10 protein-coding genes are annotated in these 18246 nt (G+C 47.0%); 4 read left to right on the top strand and 6 right to left on the bottom strand.

The features are described from left to right. Nucleotides 1-8: 8 nt before the first annotated feature. The 3 genes from rsxC to PSM36_RS04365 form a co-directional block, all read right to left on the bottom strand. A complete protein-coding gene (gene rsxC / locus PSM36_RS04355; RefSeq protein WP_076929186.1) occupies nucleotides 9-1346 on the bottom strand; it encodes an electron transport complex subunit RsxC in 1338 nt (445 codons plus the stop codon). An 18-nt stretch (nucleotides 1347-1364) separates the two neighbouring features. Then, nucleotides 1365-2228 carry a Fe-S cluster domain-containing protein gene (locus tag PSM36_RS04360; protein WP_076929188.1) on the bottom strand — a complete coding sequence of 288 codons (864 nt, stop codon included), beginning with the start codon at nucleotides 2226-2228 and terminating at the stop codon, nucleotides 1365-1367. An 89-nt stretch (nucleotides 2229-2317) separates the two neighbouring features. After that, entirely contained in the window at nucleotides 2318-2734 is a 417-nt protein-coding gene (locus PSM36_RS04365; RefSeq protein ID WP_076929190.1) for a SoxR reducing system RseC family protein, read from the bottom strand. A gap of 323 nt (nucleotides 2735-3057) precedes the next feature. Here PSM36_RS04365 and PSM36_RS04370 point away from each other — a divergent pair, with 323 nt between their 5' ends. The 4 genes from PSM36_RS04370 (at nucleotide 3058) to PSM36_RS04385 (ending at nucleotide 9414) form a co-directional block, all read left to right on the top strand. Further along, nucleotides 3058-5310 (top strand): aconitate hydratase, encoded by a 2253-nt coding sequence (locus tag PSM36_RS04370; protein ID WP_076932039.1) that lies wholly within the window; start codon nucleotides 3058-3060, stop codon nucleotides 5308-5310. 8 nt (nucleotides 5311-5318) lie between these two features. Continuing rightward, nucleotides 5319-6578, top strand: coding sequence for an NADP-dependent isocitrate dehydrogenase (gene icd, locus PSM36_RS04375; RefSeq protein ID WP_076929192.1), 1260 nt, complete (start codon nucleotides 5319-5321; stop codon nucleotides 6576-6578). 228 nt (nucleotides 6579-6806) lie between these two features. Continuing rightward, nucleotides 6807-8162: a citrate synthase gene (locus tag PSM36_RS04380; RefSeq protein ID WP_076929194.1), complete on the top strand. Its 1356-nt coding sequence runs from the start codon at nucleotides 6807-6809 to the stop codon at nucleotides 8160-8162. Between the two features lie 10 nt (nucleotides 8163-8172). Beyond that, on the top strand, nucleotides 8173-9414 hold the full coding sequence (locus tag PSM36_RS04385; protein WP_076932040.1) for an NADP-dependent isocitrate dehydrogenase: 1242 nt from the start codon (nucleotides 8173-8175) through the stop codon (nucleotides 9412-9414). Between the two features lie 118 nt (nucleotides 9415-9532). Here the strand turns inward: PSM36_RS04385 and PSM36_RS04390 are convergent, their stop codons facing one another. The 3 genes from PSM36_RS04390 to PSM36_RS17820 all read right to left on the bottom strand — a co-directional run bounded on the left by PSM36_RS04390 (nucleotide 9533) and on the right by PSM36_RS17820 (nucleotide 18242). Beyond that, on the bottom strand, nucleotides 9533-11494 hold the full coding sequence (locus tag PSM36_RS04390) for an alpha-L-arabinofuranosidase C-terminal domain-containing protein (protein ID WP_076929197.1): 1962 nt from the start codon (nucleotides 11492-11494) through the stop codon (nucleotides 9533-9535). A gap of 10 nt (nucleotides 11495-11504) precedes the next feature. Further along, complete coding sequence (locus PSM36_RS04395; RefSeq protein WP_076929200.1) at nucleotides 11505-13850, bottom strand: beta-galactosidase; 2346 nt, start codon at nucleotides 13848-13850, stop codon at nucleotides 11505-11507. 195 nt (nucleotides 13851-14045) lie between these two features. Then, nucleotides 14046-18242 carry a beta-L-arabinofuranosidase domain-containing protein gene (locus PSM36_RS17820; protein ID WP_083710924.1) on the bottom strand — a complete coding sequence of 1399 codons (4197 nt, stop codon included), beginning with the start codon at nucleotides 18240-18242 and terminating at the stop codon, nucleotides 14046-14048. Nucleotides 18243-18246 lie beyond the last annotated feature (4 nt).

Consider the following 18246-nt stretch of genomic DNA (forward strand, 5'->3'; position numbering starts at 1 on the left):
AAGTTACTCTAAGCGTTAGTTTTTCTATTCCTGATGATTGTGTTTACTCTGCCTTTACCCAACCTGATATAATCAAGCAGCGGGCGGTCTGCGGGACAGGTGTAACTGCACGAGCCGCATTCAATGCAATCGGTGATACGGTGTTTCTCCGCTCCGTCCCATACCTCGAACTCTGTCAGGTTCATCAGCAGGGTAGGGTTTAATCCCATGGGGCATACACTCACACATTTGGCACAACGGATACAATCCTTCATCGCCTTCCGCTTGGCCTCCAGTGTAGGAATGACCAATATACCCGAAGTTCCCTTGGTTACCGGCACATCTGTGCTCGCCAGTGCTTTCCCCATCATAGGACCGCCACTGACGATCTTGCCGGTGGTTTCCGGTAATCCGCCGGCTGCATTGATCAGGTTAGCTACCGGGATACCCACACGTGAGAGGATATTGCATGGTTGTTTTATATCTTTTCCGGTGACGGTTACCACCCGTTCAATCAAAGGCTTGTTTTTCTGTACCGCCTCATAGATAGCCAAAACAGTTCCTACGTTTTGTACTACCGCACCCACTGAAATAGGTAGGGCACCGCTTGGAACCTGTCGTCCGATCAGTGCGTCGATCAGTTGCTTTTCACCTCCCTGCGGATACTGTACCTTCAGCGCTTCCACACTGATACCGGGATATGCCTCTGCACATTTCCCGAATTTTTCGATAGCGTCTTTCTTATTGTTTTCAATACCTATGATGGCCTTGTCCACGTTCAATGCTTTCATCACGATAGTGATCCCCACCATGATCTCTTCCGTTTTCTCCATCATCACACGATGGTCGGAGGTGAGCCATGGTTCGCACTCCACTCCGTTGATGATCAGTATTTCGGGTTTCGATCCCGGTGGAGGGGTTAACTTTACGTGAGTGGGAAAGGTTGCGCCACCCATACCGACAATGCCGGCAGCGGCAATCTTGTCGAGGATCTCCCTGGATGAGAGGTTGCACTCTTTTTTCAGGTCCGATGAGCGGTCGATCGATTCTTCCCACTCATCACCTTCTACTTTGATGAATATGGCATCGCGCCTGTACCCGCTTGCATCGATCGCTTTGTCGAGTTTTAACACGGTACCCGATACGGATGAGTGGATATTGGCTGAAACGAACCCTACAATCTTGCCGATAAGAGTCCCCACCTTCACGGTATCGCCTTTTTTTACCACAGGTTGGCAGGGAGCGCCGATGTGCTGGCCCAGCGGAATAATCACCTGATTGGGAATAGCAATGGGTTGTATTGCGTTTCCGGCAGAGACTTTCTGCTCTTTCGGGTGAATACCGCCAATTCTGAAAGTTTTTAACATATATAATATACTTAAATCTTATGCGTCAACTGTAGCTGCTTCTTCTTTGGGTGATTTGTCTTTCCTTGGCGGGAAATTCAACTCCAGGATGGAATTGGTTGGACAAACCGGTACGCACTTGCGGCAGAGCCGGCATTTATCGTCAATGATATAAGCCAGGTTGTTTGTAATGGTGATAGCCTCGAAAGGACAAACCTGTTGGCATTTGCTACACCCGATGCATGCTACTTCGCACGACTTGCGGGCTACACCTCCTTTTTCCTCATTCACGCAGCTGACATAGATCCTTCTTGATTTAGGCCCCTGTTTACGTAGTTCGATGATATCTTTCGGACAGGCTTTTACGCAAGCACCACAGGCGGTACATTTGTCTTCCACCACTTCGGGGAGCATGGTCTCCGGATTGATGTGTATGGCATCGAATGTACATGACTCCTCGCAGTCTCCCAGGCCCAGACAGCCGAAAGAACATCCGGTGTCGCCACCGTAAAGTGCTGCGGCAATAGTACAGTTAGAGACTCCATCGTAGAGGTTGGTGCGTGGACGTTGGTCGCAACTACCGCTACAACGTACCACGGCTATCTTTTTTACAGCCACCGGGGCGGTTTGCCCTAGGATCTGGGCTACTTTGTCCATAGTGGGTTGGCCTCCTACGGGACAGTTGAGGCCGTCCAGGGTTTCGGCTTTTACACAGGCAGATGCGAATGATGCACATCCGGGAAATCCGCAACCTCCACAATTGGCAGCGGGTAGGGCATCCTGAACCTCCTGTATGCGAGGATCTTCTTCTACCTTGAATTTTTGCCCTATCAGGTATAATATGGCGGCACTACCGGCGCCGATTACACCCAAAGTTACTACAGCAGTAAGTAATACACTCATATTTTAAACTAAAAACTAAGAATTAAAAATTAAAAGTGAAAAGTTTAATTAAGATATCCGGTGTCTCACATGAACAATCTAATTTTTCACTATTCACTATTCATTTTCTTTATGTTGAATTGAAACGAATTTGCCATTTTTTTTCTCAGAAAATAAAGGATCAGGTAATAGGGAATAAGAGCGGTCATGGCGCTAATCGCTGCTTCTGTTTCACTAAAGTTCCATAATGATAGGGTGAGGATAAGCGTTAAGATGAGTATAACCAGCGGAAGAACAAATGCCCAGAAAACAGCCTTGTATCCCATTGACTCTTTTCCCTCGATAATGACCCGTTCGTTTTCACGAAACCGGCCGGAAAAGTCGACTACTTCAACCAGCTTCTCTTTCGAGTCGGCGGCCATGCATACACCCTTGGCATGACACGCACTGCAGGCCGATTGTTGCAGGATACGTACGGTCACTTGATTGTCGTTGATTTTCTCAATAATTCCTTCGTGTTCGATCATGAAACAATGGTAAAATGATCCTTATCCCTTACATCCAAATTAGAGGACAAAGTTAAGATTATTTTCGAGATAAGTAAAAGTTTTTTTGAACTTACTCATGACTTATATGTTATTAAACGACCAAAGTATTCGATATTCAATTTTTCATTCTGATACCTCCGTTTTAAATATAGATTTTATTTATGAGGTAGCCGCGATAAGTTTCTCTAAATTAGCCGAACATTTAGAGAAGGGTATTTGTTAAAAAGTTGAATAGCGGTGCAAAATAGCTAATCTTGCTTTTATTGAATTTTAAAAATAATGTATTTAATTACTCTATCTTTATGGTTTTTGACATTGACATGATCCGAAAGGTCTACGAACATCTTCCTGAGAAGATCAAACAGGCAAAAGATATTTTACAACGGCCTTTGACTTTAACTGAAAAAATCCTTTTTTCCCATCTCTGGCCCGGTGTTCCGGTAAAAAATTATCAGCGTGCCGGTGATTATGTGGATTTTGCCCCTGACCGTGTGGCTATGCAGGATGCTACCGCACAGATGGCACTGCTTCAGTTGATGAATTCCGGACGTACCAATGTAGCGGTTCCTTCCACTGTACACTGTGACCATTTGATACAGGCATATAAGAATGCTGAAACCGACTTGGAGACAGCCAATATGACTAACAAGGAGGTATATGAGTTCCTTCGCGATGTCTCCAACAAATACGGAATTGGCTTCTGGAAACCCGGTGCAGGGATTATCCACCAGGTGGTACTCGAAAACTATGCTTTCCCGGGTGGAATGATGGTGGGTACCGACTCGCATACCCCTAATGCAGGCGGGTTGGGCATGATAGCCATTGGCGTAGGCGGTGCCGATGCAGTGGATGTGATGGCTGGCTTGCCGTGGGAGTTGAAAATGCCGAAACTGATCGGTGTGAAACTGACAGGGAAGTTATCGGGTTGGACCGCACCGAAAGATGTGATATTGAAAGTAGCAGGCATTCTCACCGTGAAAGGAGGAACCAATGCCATTATCGAATATTTCGGCGAAGGAGCAGCATCGCTCTCCGCCACGGGAAAGGGGACTATTTGTAATATGGGTGCCGAAGTGGGAGCGACCACTTCTATCTTCCCGTTCGACGAAAAATCGGCAGCCTATCTTGAAAGTACCGGAAGGAAAGAGGTGGCCGACGAAGCCCGTAGGATCATGGAACACCTTCAACCGGATCCGGAGGTAGTTGCCGACCCTGTAAAATATTATGACCAATTGATCGAAATAAACCTTTCAACGCTCGAGCCCCATATCAATGGGCCATTTACGCCTGATGCGGCATATACCATTTCTGAATTCGGCAAGGCAGTGAAAGAGAATAACTATCCGCAGAAAATGGAAGTAGGATTGATAGGTTCATGTACCAACTCATCGTATGAAGACCTCACCCGTGCGGTTTCGATAGTCAAGCAGGCGCGTGATGAAAGTGTGCCTGTCAGAGCACAGTTCCTGATCAATCCCGGCTCGGAACTGGTTCGTTACACTGCTGAGCGCGATGGCGTTTTAGAGGTGTTTGAAGAAGCAGGTGCCACCATTATTGCCAACGCCTGCGGTCCCTGTATCGGACAGTGGAAACGAGAAGATGAGGTAAAAGACCGTCCCAATTCTATCGTAACTTCGTTTAACCGTAATTTCGCGAAACGGAACGACGGTAATCCCAATACCCATGCATTTGTAACGTCTCCCGAATTAGTGGCTGCATTGACCATTGCCGGAGACCTCTGTTTCAATCCGCTGACCGACACCCTTCAGAATGAAAGGGGGGAGTGGGTGAAACTGGCCGAACCGACCGGTTTTGAAATGCCGCCCGCAGGATATGATGTGAAAGATGCGGGATACCTGGCACCATCGGAAGATGGAAGCAGCGTGCAGGTCTCGATTGATCCCAATTCGAACCGCTTGCAAAAACTGGAACCTTTTCCTGCATGGAACGGTGGGGACTATATCGGATTACCGTTGCTTATCAAAGTAAAAGGAAAATGCACTACCGATCATATTTCCATGGCCGGACCATGGCTCCGTTTCCGTGGACACCTCGATAATATCTCGGATAATATGCTGATTGGAGCGGTGAACGCTTTTAATGATAGTACCAACTCGGTACTTGACCCCGGAACCATGGAATATTCCCCTGTACCGGCGTTAGCCCGGAAATTCAAATCCGAAGGAGTCGGTTCTGTAGTTGTGGCGGAAGAGAACTACGGGGAAGGCTCTAGTCGTGAGCATGCTGCCATGGAACCGCGCCATCTCAATGTGAAGGTGATACTGGTCAAATCGTTTGCCCGTATTCATGAGACCAACCTGAAGAAACAGGGCATGTTGGCGCTTACTTTTGTTAATAAAGAAGACTATGATAGGGTTCGGGAGAGGGACAAGATCAGCGTGAAAGGATTAAAAGAGTTTACTCCCGGTAAAAACCTGACCGTGGAATTGCTTCATGCCGATGGAACGAAAGAGAGTTTTGAGGTGGCCCATACCTATAATGAACAGCAAATTGAGTGGTTTAAGGCAGGGAGTGCACTGAATGCTATGAAATAAATGAAAATATGCAATATATAACGCGTCAAAACGGTCAACTTATCGTACCGGATCATCCGGTCATCCCCTTTATTGAAGGGGATGGGATAGGAAAAGAGATTTCACTCCATGTGCAGAGGATTGTTGACAATGCTGTCGACAAGGTATTCCAGGGAAAGCGAAAAATTGAATGGAAGGAAGTCCTGGCCGGCGAAAAAGCTTTCAATAAAGTGGGAAGCTGGCTGCCGGATGAAACCATGGATGCATTCCGTAGTTGCCTGGTAGGGATAAAGGGTCCGCTCACTACACCGGTAGGTGAGGGGATACGCTCCCTCAATGTGGCACTACGTCAGGAGTTGGATCTTTATGTATGCCTCCGGCCCGTGCGATGGTTTAAAGGGGTGTCCACACCGTTGTTGCATCCGGAGAAGGTACATGTTACTATTTTCCGTGAAAATACGGAAGATATTTATGCCGGGATCGAATGGGCTGCCGGTACACCGGAACTGGAAAAGGTATTGAAATTCCTGCAGGAAGAAATGGGAGTAGGAAAGATCCGTTTTCCTGAAACTACTTCGTTGGGAGTAAAACCGGTCTCTGTGGAGGGGACGGAACGGTTAGTGAGGGCTGCCATCGAGTATGCGCTGAAACACCGGTTACCTTCAGTGACCCTGGTGCACAAAGGGAATATCATGAAATTTACCGAAGGTGGCTTTAAGAAATGGGGTTATGCCCTTGCCGAACGTGAATTTCCCGATCAGACCTTTACAGAGCATATTTTCAATAAAATAAAAGCAGAACAGGGTTTGGAGAAGGCGGTGGAAGTTTATAATCATGCCATTGAATCCGGAAAGGTCTTTATCAAGGATGTAATAGCTGATGCTTTTTTACAGAATACCCTTCTCAAACCTGAAGAGTATTCGGTGATTGCGACGCTTAACCTGAACGGAGATTATATTTCCGATCAGTTGGCGGCCATGGTGGGTGGTATCGGCATTGCCCCGGGCGCCAATATCAACTACCATACAGGGCATGCTATTTTTGAGGCGACACATGGCACCGCACCTGATATTGTAGGGAAAGACAAGGCAAATCCCTGTTCCATGTTGTTGTCGGCAGTAATGATGCTGGAATATATGGGATGGCAGGAGGCGGGCGATCTGATTACTTCCGCTTTGGAGACTCTTTTTGAAAATGGTTACGGAACCTCTGACCTGGCGCGGTTTATGGAAAACGGAAAACCTTTGTCAACTTCTGAATTCTCCCGCAAAGTGATTGAAAATTTATAAAAATGTTTACTCTTGTAAACAAAGCCGGTCAAAAGAGTGTTAAAAAGACAGGAGCGCTTCAGCTTTATCATCCTTTGAAAACTATTTCCTAAAGCTAGGTGAGCTAAATGAGTAGAGACTAAACTTGTTTAGATTATGCAATAGCGAGAATTAGAAATTAAAGAGTATATGCTCAAATAGTGAAATGTAATTGAACGTAAGCAATATAATTAAACAAAATATGTCACTATGGATAATGAACAATTGAGAAAAACATTGTCGGACTCCGTTGCCTTCACAAGCAATATCGACAAAGACCTTTTTACTAAGATGGGTGTGAAGCGCGGCCTTCGCAATGAAGATCACTCAGGAGTACTCGCCGGACTTACACGTGTAGGAGATGTAGTGGGTTATGAACGTCAGCCTGACGGCACCTTGAGCCCTGTTCCCGGTAAGCTTTTTTATCGGGGAATGGATGTGGAAGAGTTGGTGAAAGGGATACAACAGGAAAATCGTTTGGGATTTGAGGAAACCACTTTTTTGCTTCTTTCGGGTCGACTGCCCAACAGTGAAGAACTCAAAGCTGTAGAACACCTGATTGCCCGGACGATGCCATTGAATCACAGGGCGACGATGAATATTATGGCTTTGAAAGGTGGGAATATTATGAATATCCTGGCCAGGAGCGTGCTGGAACTTTATACCTATGATGAAAATCCGGATGATATCTCTCCTGAAAATCTTATCAACCAGTCAATTAACCTGATTGCCAAATTCCCTACCATTATCGCCTATGCATACCAGGTGCTTCGGCATGACCAAATGGGACGTTCCCTGCATATCCGTCATCCTTATGAAGACCGTTCGGTAGCTGAGAACTTCTTGTATATGATGAAGGGGCGTGACAGTTATACGGAACTTGATGTGAAAATTCTTGACCTGGCGCTGCTACTTCATGCGGAACATGGGGGAGGAAATAACTCCACTTTCTCGGTACGTGTCACCAGCTCGACCGAAACGGATACCTATTCTGCCATTGCCGCAGGGATTGGTTCATTGAAAGGGCCGCTCCATGGAGGAGCCAACATCAAGGTGCAGGGCATGCTGGAAGACATGAAGCAAAATGTAAATGACTGGACAAGCCAGTCACAGATAGACGACTATCTGACAAAAATATTGAATAAAGAGGCATACGACCGTACCGGTCTTATCTATGGTATCGGCCATGCCGTCTATACGATCAGTGACCCGCGTGCTATACTATTGAAAGAGATGGCGCGTGATCTGGCTAAGGAAAAAGGGCGTGAAGAGGAGTTCGCCTTTATGGAGTTGATAGAAGAACGTGCCGTAGAGGTATTTCTTGGCTTCAAGAAGAGTACGGCCAAGGCCCGGACATGTATCAACGTGGACTTCTATTCGGGATTTGTGTACGATGCTCTCGGATTACCCCCGGAGGTGTTTACGCCGCTTTTTGCCATGGCACGTATCGTGGGTTGGTCGGCTCACCGGATCGAGGAGATGAATTTCACCAGCAAACGCCTGATCCGTCCGGCATACAAAAACGTGCGTGAGAGACAATCCTTTATCCCGATGAATGAACGATAACCCCCATTCCATGCAAAAAATAAAAGTAAATAATCCAATTGTTGAGTTGGACGGCGATGAGATGACCCGTATCATCTGGTCATTTATCAAAGAACAACTGATCTTACCCTATCTCGATCTGGAGATTAAATATTTCGACCTCGGCATACAGCATCGCGATGCTACGGATGACCAGGTGACGGTAGAGGCTGCCGAGGCCATCAAAAAATACAATGTAGGCATCAAGTGCGCCACCATCACGCCCGACGAGGCGCGTGTGAAGGAATTCGGACTGAAGCAGATGTGGAAATCGCCCAACGGGACCATCCGTAATATTGTGGGAGGAACTGTATTCCGCGAGCCGATCATCTGTAGCAATATCCCCCGTTATGTACAGGGATGGACTGAGCCGATCATCATAGGCCGTCATGCCTTTGGTGACCAGTACCGTGCCACGGATAAGGTTATCAGGGGGAAAGGCACGCTCCGCCTTACGTTCACCAACGAAGAGGGTGAAACACAAAGCTGGGAAGTGTATGATTTCAAGGGTGACGGGGTAGCTATGGCGATGTACAATACCGACGAGTCTATCTACGGATTTGCCCGTTCGTCCTTCCAGATGGCGCTGACCAAAAAATATCCGCTCTACATGTCTACCAAGAATACTATCCTGAAAGCCTATGATGGTAGATTTAAGGATATTTTTCAGGAGGTGTATGAGAATGAATTCAAAGCCGAATTTGAGAAGGCCGGTATCACTTATGAACATCGGTTGATCGATGATATGGTGGCTGCGGCCATGAAGTGGAGCGGGGGATTTGTATGGGCATGTAAGAACTACGACGGAGATGTGCAATCCGATACGGTAGCGCAGGGTTTCGGTTCGCTGGGGATGATGTCCTCCGTATTGGTGACACCCGACGGTAAAACGGTGGAAGCCGAAGCGGCACATGGTACGGTGACGCGGCACTATCGCCAGCATCAGCAGGGTAAGGAGACCAGTACCAATCCTATTGCTTCTATTTTTGCCTGGACACGTGGATTAGCGCACCGGGGACGGCTCGACGGCAATCAACCGCTTATCGATTTCTGCGAAAAACTGGAACAGGTATGTATCGAGACTGTGGAAGGTGGGGAGATGACCAAAGACCTGGCACTCCTCGTCTACGGGAACGATGCATCACGTGATACATATCTCACTACGCAGGAGTTCCTGCAGGCGTTGAAGCGGAATCTGGAAAAGAAGTGGGAAGGTGAAAAGGTGGAAAGGTGAAAAAGTGGAAAGGGTGTTTCTTGATGTGATAATTTATCGATTTGATGATTATATAATAAGATAAAAAGCAGGAGCGATCAAAACGGTCGCCCCTGCAGTTTTTCATACACCTGTTAGTCTAGTCTGTATAGGCAATCCTATACACATTGAATGAACCGGCTTCTGCTGTCGTTTGCAATACCGTTCCGTTGACAGAAACGGAAGAGTCGACAGGTACAATGGCATCAGGATTGTCCAGCGTATTTTCTTTGTCCGCTTCCCCCTTCAACAGGATCGCCTGTGCTTCCGGTTGTATCTTCATTTTCCGGCTTAAACCCTCTAAGCTGATCCGTATCTCTTTGTTTTCTTCCGATACGTTGCTTAACTTCACGATGATTTCTTTCTTATTGGTATCGATCACGGCAGAGGCATACAATCCGTCTTGTCCTGTAAGGGCTTTCTTATTCCATGTAAGCGGTAATACATTGGTACCCGCATGGTGTGCGTATAGCTTCTGTACATAATAATTGGGCGTACGCACACAACGCAGGTTATCGAACCAGATCAGGTCGGGACGCCACTGCCATGCATCCACATGTGCCAGCAGAGGGGCATAAGTCGCCATGTGGACAATGTCGGCATTCCGTTCCAGTCCCGTCATAAATGCAGATTCGCACAATGCCGATTCAAAATTGTTCTTTCTGTTCTGAGGATGGCAGGCATACTCACCCGCGAATACTTTTGGCCCTTTACGGTCATAGGAATCGTAACGTGCGGCTTGTTTCAGAAACCATTCCGGCGAACGGTAATAATGTTCATCCACCAGGTCTACTTTCAACCGTTTCATCTCCGGCCACAGATAATCGAAATCCTCACCTTCGGCTTGTGGCCCGGAGCTTCCGATGATCTTTATTTCGGGATATTGTGCACGGATAGCTTCGATAAATTTTTCCAGTCGGGCAGGGTATTCAGGTCCCCATTGTTCATTACCGATACCGATAAACTTCAGGTTAAACGGTTCGGGATGTCCCATTTCCGCCCTGACTTTACCCCAGGTAGTCGAAGTAGAACCATTGGCAAACTCAATAAGGTCTAACGCATCCTGGATATAATCCTGCAGTTCTCCTACCGGTACATGGCAATGTTCCCCTTCGTTCTGGTACTGGCAGGATAATCCCACGTTCACTACGGGCAGCGGTTCAGCACCCATATCTTCGGAAAGCAGGAACAGTTCATAAAATCCCATTCCGTAGGTCTGGAAATAATCCGGGAATAACCGGTGGGCAAACGTGTAGTGCCAGCGGTTTTCGTTCAACGGACGGTTTTCCACCGGTCCGACAGATTTTTTCCAGTCGTAGCGCGTTTCCAGGTCGGTTCCCTCCACAATACATCCACCAGGGAAACGAAACAAACCGGGATTGAGTTCATTGAGCGCTTCCACCAGATCCTTGCGCAAACCATTCTCCCTGCCTTTCCATGTATCGGTGGGAAAAAGGGAAATATGTTCCAGATCCACCGGCCCTTCCGATGTAAGGAATATACGCAGTGAAGCTTTTGGCTCCTCTTTTGGAGAGATAAGAACAATTTCGTATTTCTTCCATTCCTTAGAATCGATTGCCAGTTCTTTTCGTTCAAAAGGATCGTTATTGGCGTCGATCAATTCGATCCTGATCTTTTGTCCGGCAGCACTACCGGATCGTGCCCAGACCGAAAAACGGTATGTGGCATCTTTCTTCACACCAATCCCACGGAAACCCTCGTTTTCCAGTCCGGTATGCTTATGCCCGTGTCCTGCGTTGTTCAGGCGTACATAGTGAGGATTGCGCTCAAAGGGAGCGCCGTCGTTGCGTACTTCCACTTTGCCGAAACTGTTCCAACCCATCAACGATTGTGGAAATTCGAAAGAGCGGTTTTTGACCAGCTCGGCGTACAAACCACCATCGGCTCCGAAATTGATATCCTCGAAGAACAACCCGTACATGGTGGGCTGTATTTCTGCTCCCGGTTTCCTGGCATTGACAACCAATTCGTAGGTTTGTTGTGCGGATATACTACTAATGTATATGCACGATAAAAGAATGATTAAAAAATATTTCTTCATATTCAATATGTTATTGAGTTAATTTAAAAGGTGTTTTCTTTATATATACCCTGTAATCTTTAATCATACCCGGTTTTCCCGATTCGGGACGTGGCAGGTATGAAAATCCGCTGATGACTTTATCTTCACCCAGATCGATGACGATATGGTGCGGATGGCCGGGATTAAGGGTAGAATAATCGGTATGCCAGAAGGTCGATTCCTGCAGGTCGAATACATTGGAGGCAATATTATTGGCGCTGTTGGTCTCCTCACTATCTGCATACACCACTTTCCAGTGTTGACGTGAAACGGGTTTTCCGTCTTCTCCCAGCAATTCCAGTTCCGCGATGGCGGCATAATTGTCTCCTTCGTGTGAATTGAGTGATTCAAGGCAGAAATAACGGATCTGCTGTTTCCCGAATTTCACATGCTGCCACCCGTTCCCCGGTTTAAACGATCCGGTATAGTAGGCCTGCTCGCCGCTGAGATTCAACTCTTCTCCCGCTTTCCGGTGCGCATAGGCAGAACCTTGCAGTGAAAGCTGATCGAGAATAGGTTCACGTAATCCGTTCAGTGCTGGCTTCTCTGGAGAAGCCATATCCAGCACGATCACTTCGTTCTTACCCTTCTTCAGCCAGCATCCCGGCACATATAACGCTTGCTGGGGACCGATATGCCAGTAACGTCCGATAGCATAACCGTTCACCCAGACCATTCCTTTACTCCAATTCCTCATATCGAGGAAGGTGTCGCCGGTTTCATCCAGCGTAAAGGTGCCCCGGTAATAGGCGGGATGCCCGGCAGTGTTGGCCTCTTCACGATAAGTTTTATTTTTTGCAAATGCATAATCTACCGGGATATTGTATACTTCCCAGCCCTTCAGTTCGGTTGTTCCGTCCTCAGTAACAAGTTCCACCTTTTCGGTAATTCCTTTCCAGTCGTATATCCCCTTACCGAAATTCATACGTCCCATCGCTTCCACAAGAATATCCAGTACATCACCTTCCTTTACGGGTGGCAGTACGGCACTACCTTCTCCTTTCAGGCGGCTGAGAGCAGCTATCCGTTCACCGTTTATAAATACCTGTGTCCAGTCATTGGCTTCCGTGATCACCAGTGTCTGACGTGCCGCCGATTCTTTCAGTTTGGTGCGGTAAAGTATACTTCCCCATCCCTGCTCGAAATATTCCATCGATTTTACCTCTTCACTGCGTACCGGTTCCGGGAGATTGTCGAATAGCACTGCATTTTCATTCAATTCAAATTCAGGGATCGAAATAGTGGGTATCGAATCCGGAACGGGAGGCAACTGTTCTCCTTCGGGAAGATATTGTTCCAGCAGTCTGCGTACCTGGTAATATTTCTCTGTTGCCCTGCCATATTCGTTGATGGGAGCATCATAGTCGTAAGAGGTGGTAGTAGGCGAAAAATTGGGGAAATTGGCTCCACCCCAGTGTCCGAAACTTGTCCCACCGTGCGTCATATATAGGCTGAACGAAATATTCTGATCCAGCATCTCCTTCAATCCCGCTACCAGCGCTTCCGCACTGCGTGTTTCGTGCTTGGCACCCCAGTGGTCGAACCAGCCCGACCAGAATTCGCTGCACATCAGCGGACTTTCGGGACGCAGTTCTTTCAGGCGGCGGAACTGGTCTTCTATATTTGCTCCGGTACCGAAATTGATCGTCCATAACAGGTCGTCGAGTGCATTGTTCTCGAAGTTGGAGTTCCAGTCACACTGAAAAAGAGGCACTTCATCCAATCCTGCATCTCTTACAATATCGCGGATATTGGCTACATACTCCTTATTGGTGCCGTATGCACCGTACTCGTTTTCCACCTGGAACATGATGATATTACCACCTCTTGTGATTTGCAGGTCTGCGAGCTGTTTGCTCACCTCGTTCATAAACAGCCGGGTGCGTTCGAGAAAATAGGGATCGTTGTCCCGAAGCTTGATATCGCTTTTCTTCAATAACCACCAGGGTAATCCCCCCATCTCCCATTCGGCGCAGACATAGGGTCCCGGACGGACGATCACATGCATTCCGTGCTTCCGGGCCAACCGGCAGAAGGCGGCCACGTCGTTATTTCCGGTGAAATCGAATTGTCCTTCTTCCGGTTCATGGATATTCCAGAAAATATAAAGGCAAATCGTATTCATTCCTAACGCTTTGGTCATTTGAATACGGTGTTCCCAATATTCCCGCGGAATACGCGGATAATGGAGTTCTGCCGCTTTCACCACGAAAGGTTCACCATTCAGGAGGAAGGTATTCTGCCCTACTTCGAACGTTCCCTTCGCGTTGTTATTACAACTGCTTGTCAATATGGCCAGGAGGCCGATGAGAATTAGTGAGATAAATTTATTCATTTGTTTAAATATTTAGAACCAAGATTCAAGAACCAAGAACCAAGACTGTTTTAGATTTGGGATTTGGGAAATTACCAACAGGTCCAATAAGCAATTACCAATTATCGATTTTCCATTATTCCTTCTCTTCTTAACTTTCCAACTTCTTAATTTTCAACTTTCAACTTTCAACTTTCAATTTTCCATTGTCCATTGTCAATTATCAACTGCGGTCGGCACTACCGGTTTAATACTCCCATCCTCGTTGAATTCCATGCGGTCGATACATACTTCACGGTGATAACCGGCAGCATCGCCCCACTTGATTCCTTCGGGACGGAAAAAGCGGTGATACACAATATACCATTCGTCCTTATCTTTTATTTTTAATGTTGAATTATGACCTGTACCCCAAATCCCTTCGTCAGGGGACTTCGACAGGATCAGGTTATTCTCAGGAATGGTAAGTGGCCCCAATGGAGATTTTGAGGTAGCATAGCGTACCCTGTAATTCTCACTTCGGGTATCATCTTCCGACCAGAGGAAATAATAGATGCCGTTGCGGTAAAAGAGATGGATCGCTTCACGGAATGTATTGTCGGGCGTCATCACTTTGATGGTGTTCCTTTTAATGGATACCATATCGTCATTCAGTTCCGCCACGGCCATATAGCCGTTGCCCCAATAAAGATAATTTTTGCCTGTTACAGGATCACAGAATACATCAGGATCGATTTCCTGTCCACCTCTCACACCTTCGGGTTTGAAGTCGATCAGTGGTTTACCGGAATCGACAAACGGACCGGCGGGATCATTGGCGACCGCTACACCTATTTTCTGTGCTGCCGTAAAATAGTAATAATACTTATATCCATCTTTCGTCTTTTTTTCGATGGCGCAGGGTGCCCAGGCGTTCCTGTCGGCCCAGGAGACATCTTTTTTCAGATCAAGGATGATGCCTTCGTCTTTCCATTCGGAAAGGTTTTCCGACGAGAAGGTTTTAAAATAGGTACCTGACCACCCGTTATACCCATCGCTTGTGGGATAGATGTAGTATTTGTTCGTTTTGTTGGAATAAAGGGCATACGGGTCGGCAAAAAATCCTTTCAGTACAGGGTTGGGGATATTTACAGAGAATTTTTCAGGTTTACCCCATTTTGCGATCAGGGCATCCAGCTCTTTTTGTGTGATAGGAATAATGGATCCATGCCGGGGATGGAAATCCATGGAAATCTCATGGTCGATCACCCGGAAATTCATCAGGTCGGTACTCTCAGTGAACTGATAAGCTCCTTTCATATAGACGTCGTACATCAATATGTATTTGTCGGAACCGATCAGTTTGAATACGCTCGATCCTTCCACCGCTTCCGGCGTCTGCTGCTTGTAATCTTCATATTCTGTCCATTGCCCGGAGGTAAGTGAACGGGTAGTCGCCAGCTTGATGCCATTGCCATGCCCCTCGGTCTTATAGAACATATAGAACAGTCCGTCTTTCAGCACGATATCCCCATCGATACATGATTTTCCGTTTTCAGGCAGGAACAGCGGCCGGGGTTCTCCCTCCAGGTCCGTGAAATCGTCATTGGCATAGGCATAGTAAATGATATCAGTTCCGTCACCGTGTTTCATCGACCAGTATACCATGTATTTCCCGGCTTCCGGATCGTAGATGGTTTGCGGCGCCCATACCCGTTTCAGGTCTCCCTGTCCTTCATATTTCTGCTGGATATTGATGATGCTTGATGTCCAGTTGACCAGATCGGACGACTTAAGTAATACCATCGCACGATTGGAGTCCCACCCTGTGGATGAAGTCATATCGGTCAGCACCATATAAAAGGTCTTACCATCTTCTCCCCGCAGGATATGGGGATCACGCACGCCTCCGGTCGAACTGATCTTTTTCGAGTCGATCACCGGCTGGTTGTTGTTCAGCGTATAATAGTTATAGCCGTTGCTGCTGATGGCATACCTCACCGCTTCTTCTTCCACCTTGTTACCGGTAAAATAGGCAAACAGGTAGGCAACATATTCAGGCTCTCCGACAGATTGAGAGAGTGCACGGACCTCTGCTATCTTTCCGGTCATGCTTCCCGGCATTGCCAGGAATTTTACCGTAAGGGTCTCACTTTGGGAAATACTCTCCGGAATGGGAATAATCAGCTTCTGTACCTCATCTCCCTTATTTCCCGTTAATGAAAAACCTTTTACCCGTACATCATTGACAAGTATCTCAAAATTACGGGATCGATCCTTGTCGAAATATGCCACATAGAGGTGACGGGCTTTCCGATCGTTGTTTTTTAGTTTATAACTGAACCATCCGTTTGCTTCACGCCAGCGGATATCTTCAAAAACGCCCGCTCCAGAATTCTCAGATGCGATAAAATGATCCGATTCGGGTTGCTGTTCCCCGCATACTACTCTGTCTATCGTTACTGCATCCAGTTTCAATCGTTCGGCTTCCTGCTTTTCCTGCTCAAGCCGGATATTATCTGCTTCTTCTTCGGTCGCCTGCGGCCAGTACATGATATAGCGGGACTCATGCAGGCTGAAGAAGGGAACCAGCTCCATACCCTCTGCATACTTTTCCGGGTAAAGGTTACTCAGATGGAAGGTCAGCGGCTTACCGGGCACAGGAGAGAGGTAAGAGGTCAACTTATCGGGCTCTCCCACTAACAGTGGCATATTTTTCATCGGAATTTGTTTTCCGTGTGCGATATGCCCGCCTCTGCTGTCATCGGCAAACAAACCTGCCAGGTCTTCAGTGCCGGTTTTTGCAGCAAGTACTATCGGACCATACAGGAACGAATAGTAGCCGGATCCGTCCGGTAGTTGTTCAGCTTTCAGCGTCATCGGCATCTCCATCACCACTTTATCGCCTTTTTTCCATTTTCTGTCGACAGGAATATATCCGTTTTTATTCTCTACGGGATATGATTTCCCGTTCACTTTAATTTTTACAGTTCCTTCATTTACCCATTCAGGATAACGCAATAACAGTGTAAACTGCTTCTGTTTGCGGGGATTCACGGTAATCTGCGTAGAGGCTTCATAGGGAAAGTTATTTTCCTGAATGATCTCCGTATCCTGTTGTTTCCACTGTAATGAGGATGGAATAAAAAGATTGACATATAGCTCGTTGTCCGCACGAGCGTAGATCATCTCACCATATTTCGAGTGATTTTCCATCCCCGATCCCACGCAGCACCACATACTGGTATGCGGTTGCGAATAGACTCTGTAATGTCCGGGACGCATCTGCGTGAAATAGACATAACCGCCCGTATGTGGATGTTGGGTAGAGAGGATATGATTGTAAAGAGCACGTTCGTAATAGTCTACATATTTCTTATCTTTCGAGGTCTGATACAACATTTTAGTCAACCGCAACATGTTATAGGTGTTGCAGGTCTCGGGGCCTTCTATGCTGCTGATCATCCGTGAAAAATCGTCCACCGGGTTGAAATGTTCGGAAACGCTGTTTCCCCCGATCGATACCGACCGGTTTTCCACCACCGTTTCCCAGAAGAAACGGGCTGCCTCTTCCCACGATTCGTTGCCTTCGAGGTCTGCAATACGCTTGAACCCCAATACCTTTGGTATCTGGGTATTGGCGTGCATCCCGGTCAGTTTGTCCTGATGATGAATCAAAGGGTCCAATATCAATTGATGGGAGAATTTATGTGCCAGTTCGAGGTATTTTTTATCACCGGTGATGGCTGCTACATCGGCAAAGGTTTCATTCAATCCGCCGTGTTCGCTGCGAAGCATATCCTGTAATTGCTCTTCCGATAAGTTGGAAACAAGTTTGATTGCCCAATCAGTCATTTTTATCAGCATCTCCTTTGCCTCTTCATTTCCGGCGATCAGCCATGCATCCCTCAATCCGGCGTAGGTCTTGTGGATATTGTATAGCGGCACCCATTTACCGTTCAGGTCGAAACCGCCGGCGCGGATATTTCCGGAAGCGACTTCTTCCCATATAGCTTTTCCACCGGGTACACCACCGATATATCCGTTACCGTTGGCGTCCTGGCACCGTTTTAGTTCAGCGATCATGTAATCCAACCTGCTTTTGACCTGTTCGTCTCCGGTAGATGCATACATCAATGACAGTCCCGAGAGGTAATGCCCTCCGATATGTCCGTCGAGTCCGGTATTTTCCCAGTTGGTATAGCTATCGGCTTTTCGGGGCAGGCCAGCCTCCCTCTGAAAAGGTGCAAGGAGACGGTCGGCATCCATCTCCAGCAAGTATTGCTTGTTTAATTCTTCTGCTTGCCTGAAAGGACTTTCCAAAAGTCTTACATCCTGTAACCTGAAATATTCTATCTGCGGATTTACCTGAGCATTCGCAAAAGAGAAGCAGATAAAACAAAGTAGTATCCAGTTGAGCTTTTTTCTATTCATCCTG

The sequence above is a fragment of the Proteiniphilum saccharofermentans genome (assembly GCF_900095135.1).
GTDB classification, from domain to species: Bacteria; Bacteroidota; Bacteroidia; order Bacteroidales; family Dysgonomonadaceae; genus Proteiniphilum; species Proteiniphilum saccharofermentans.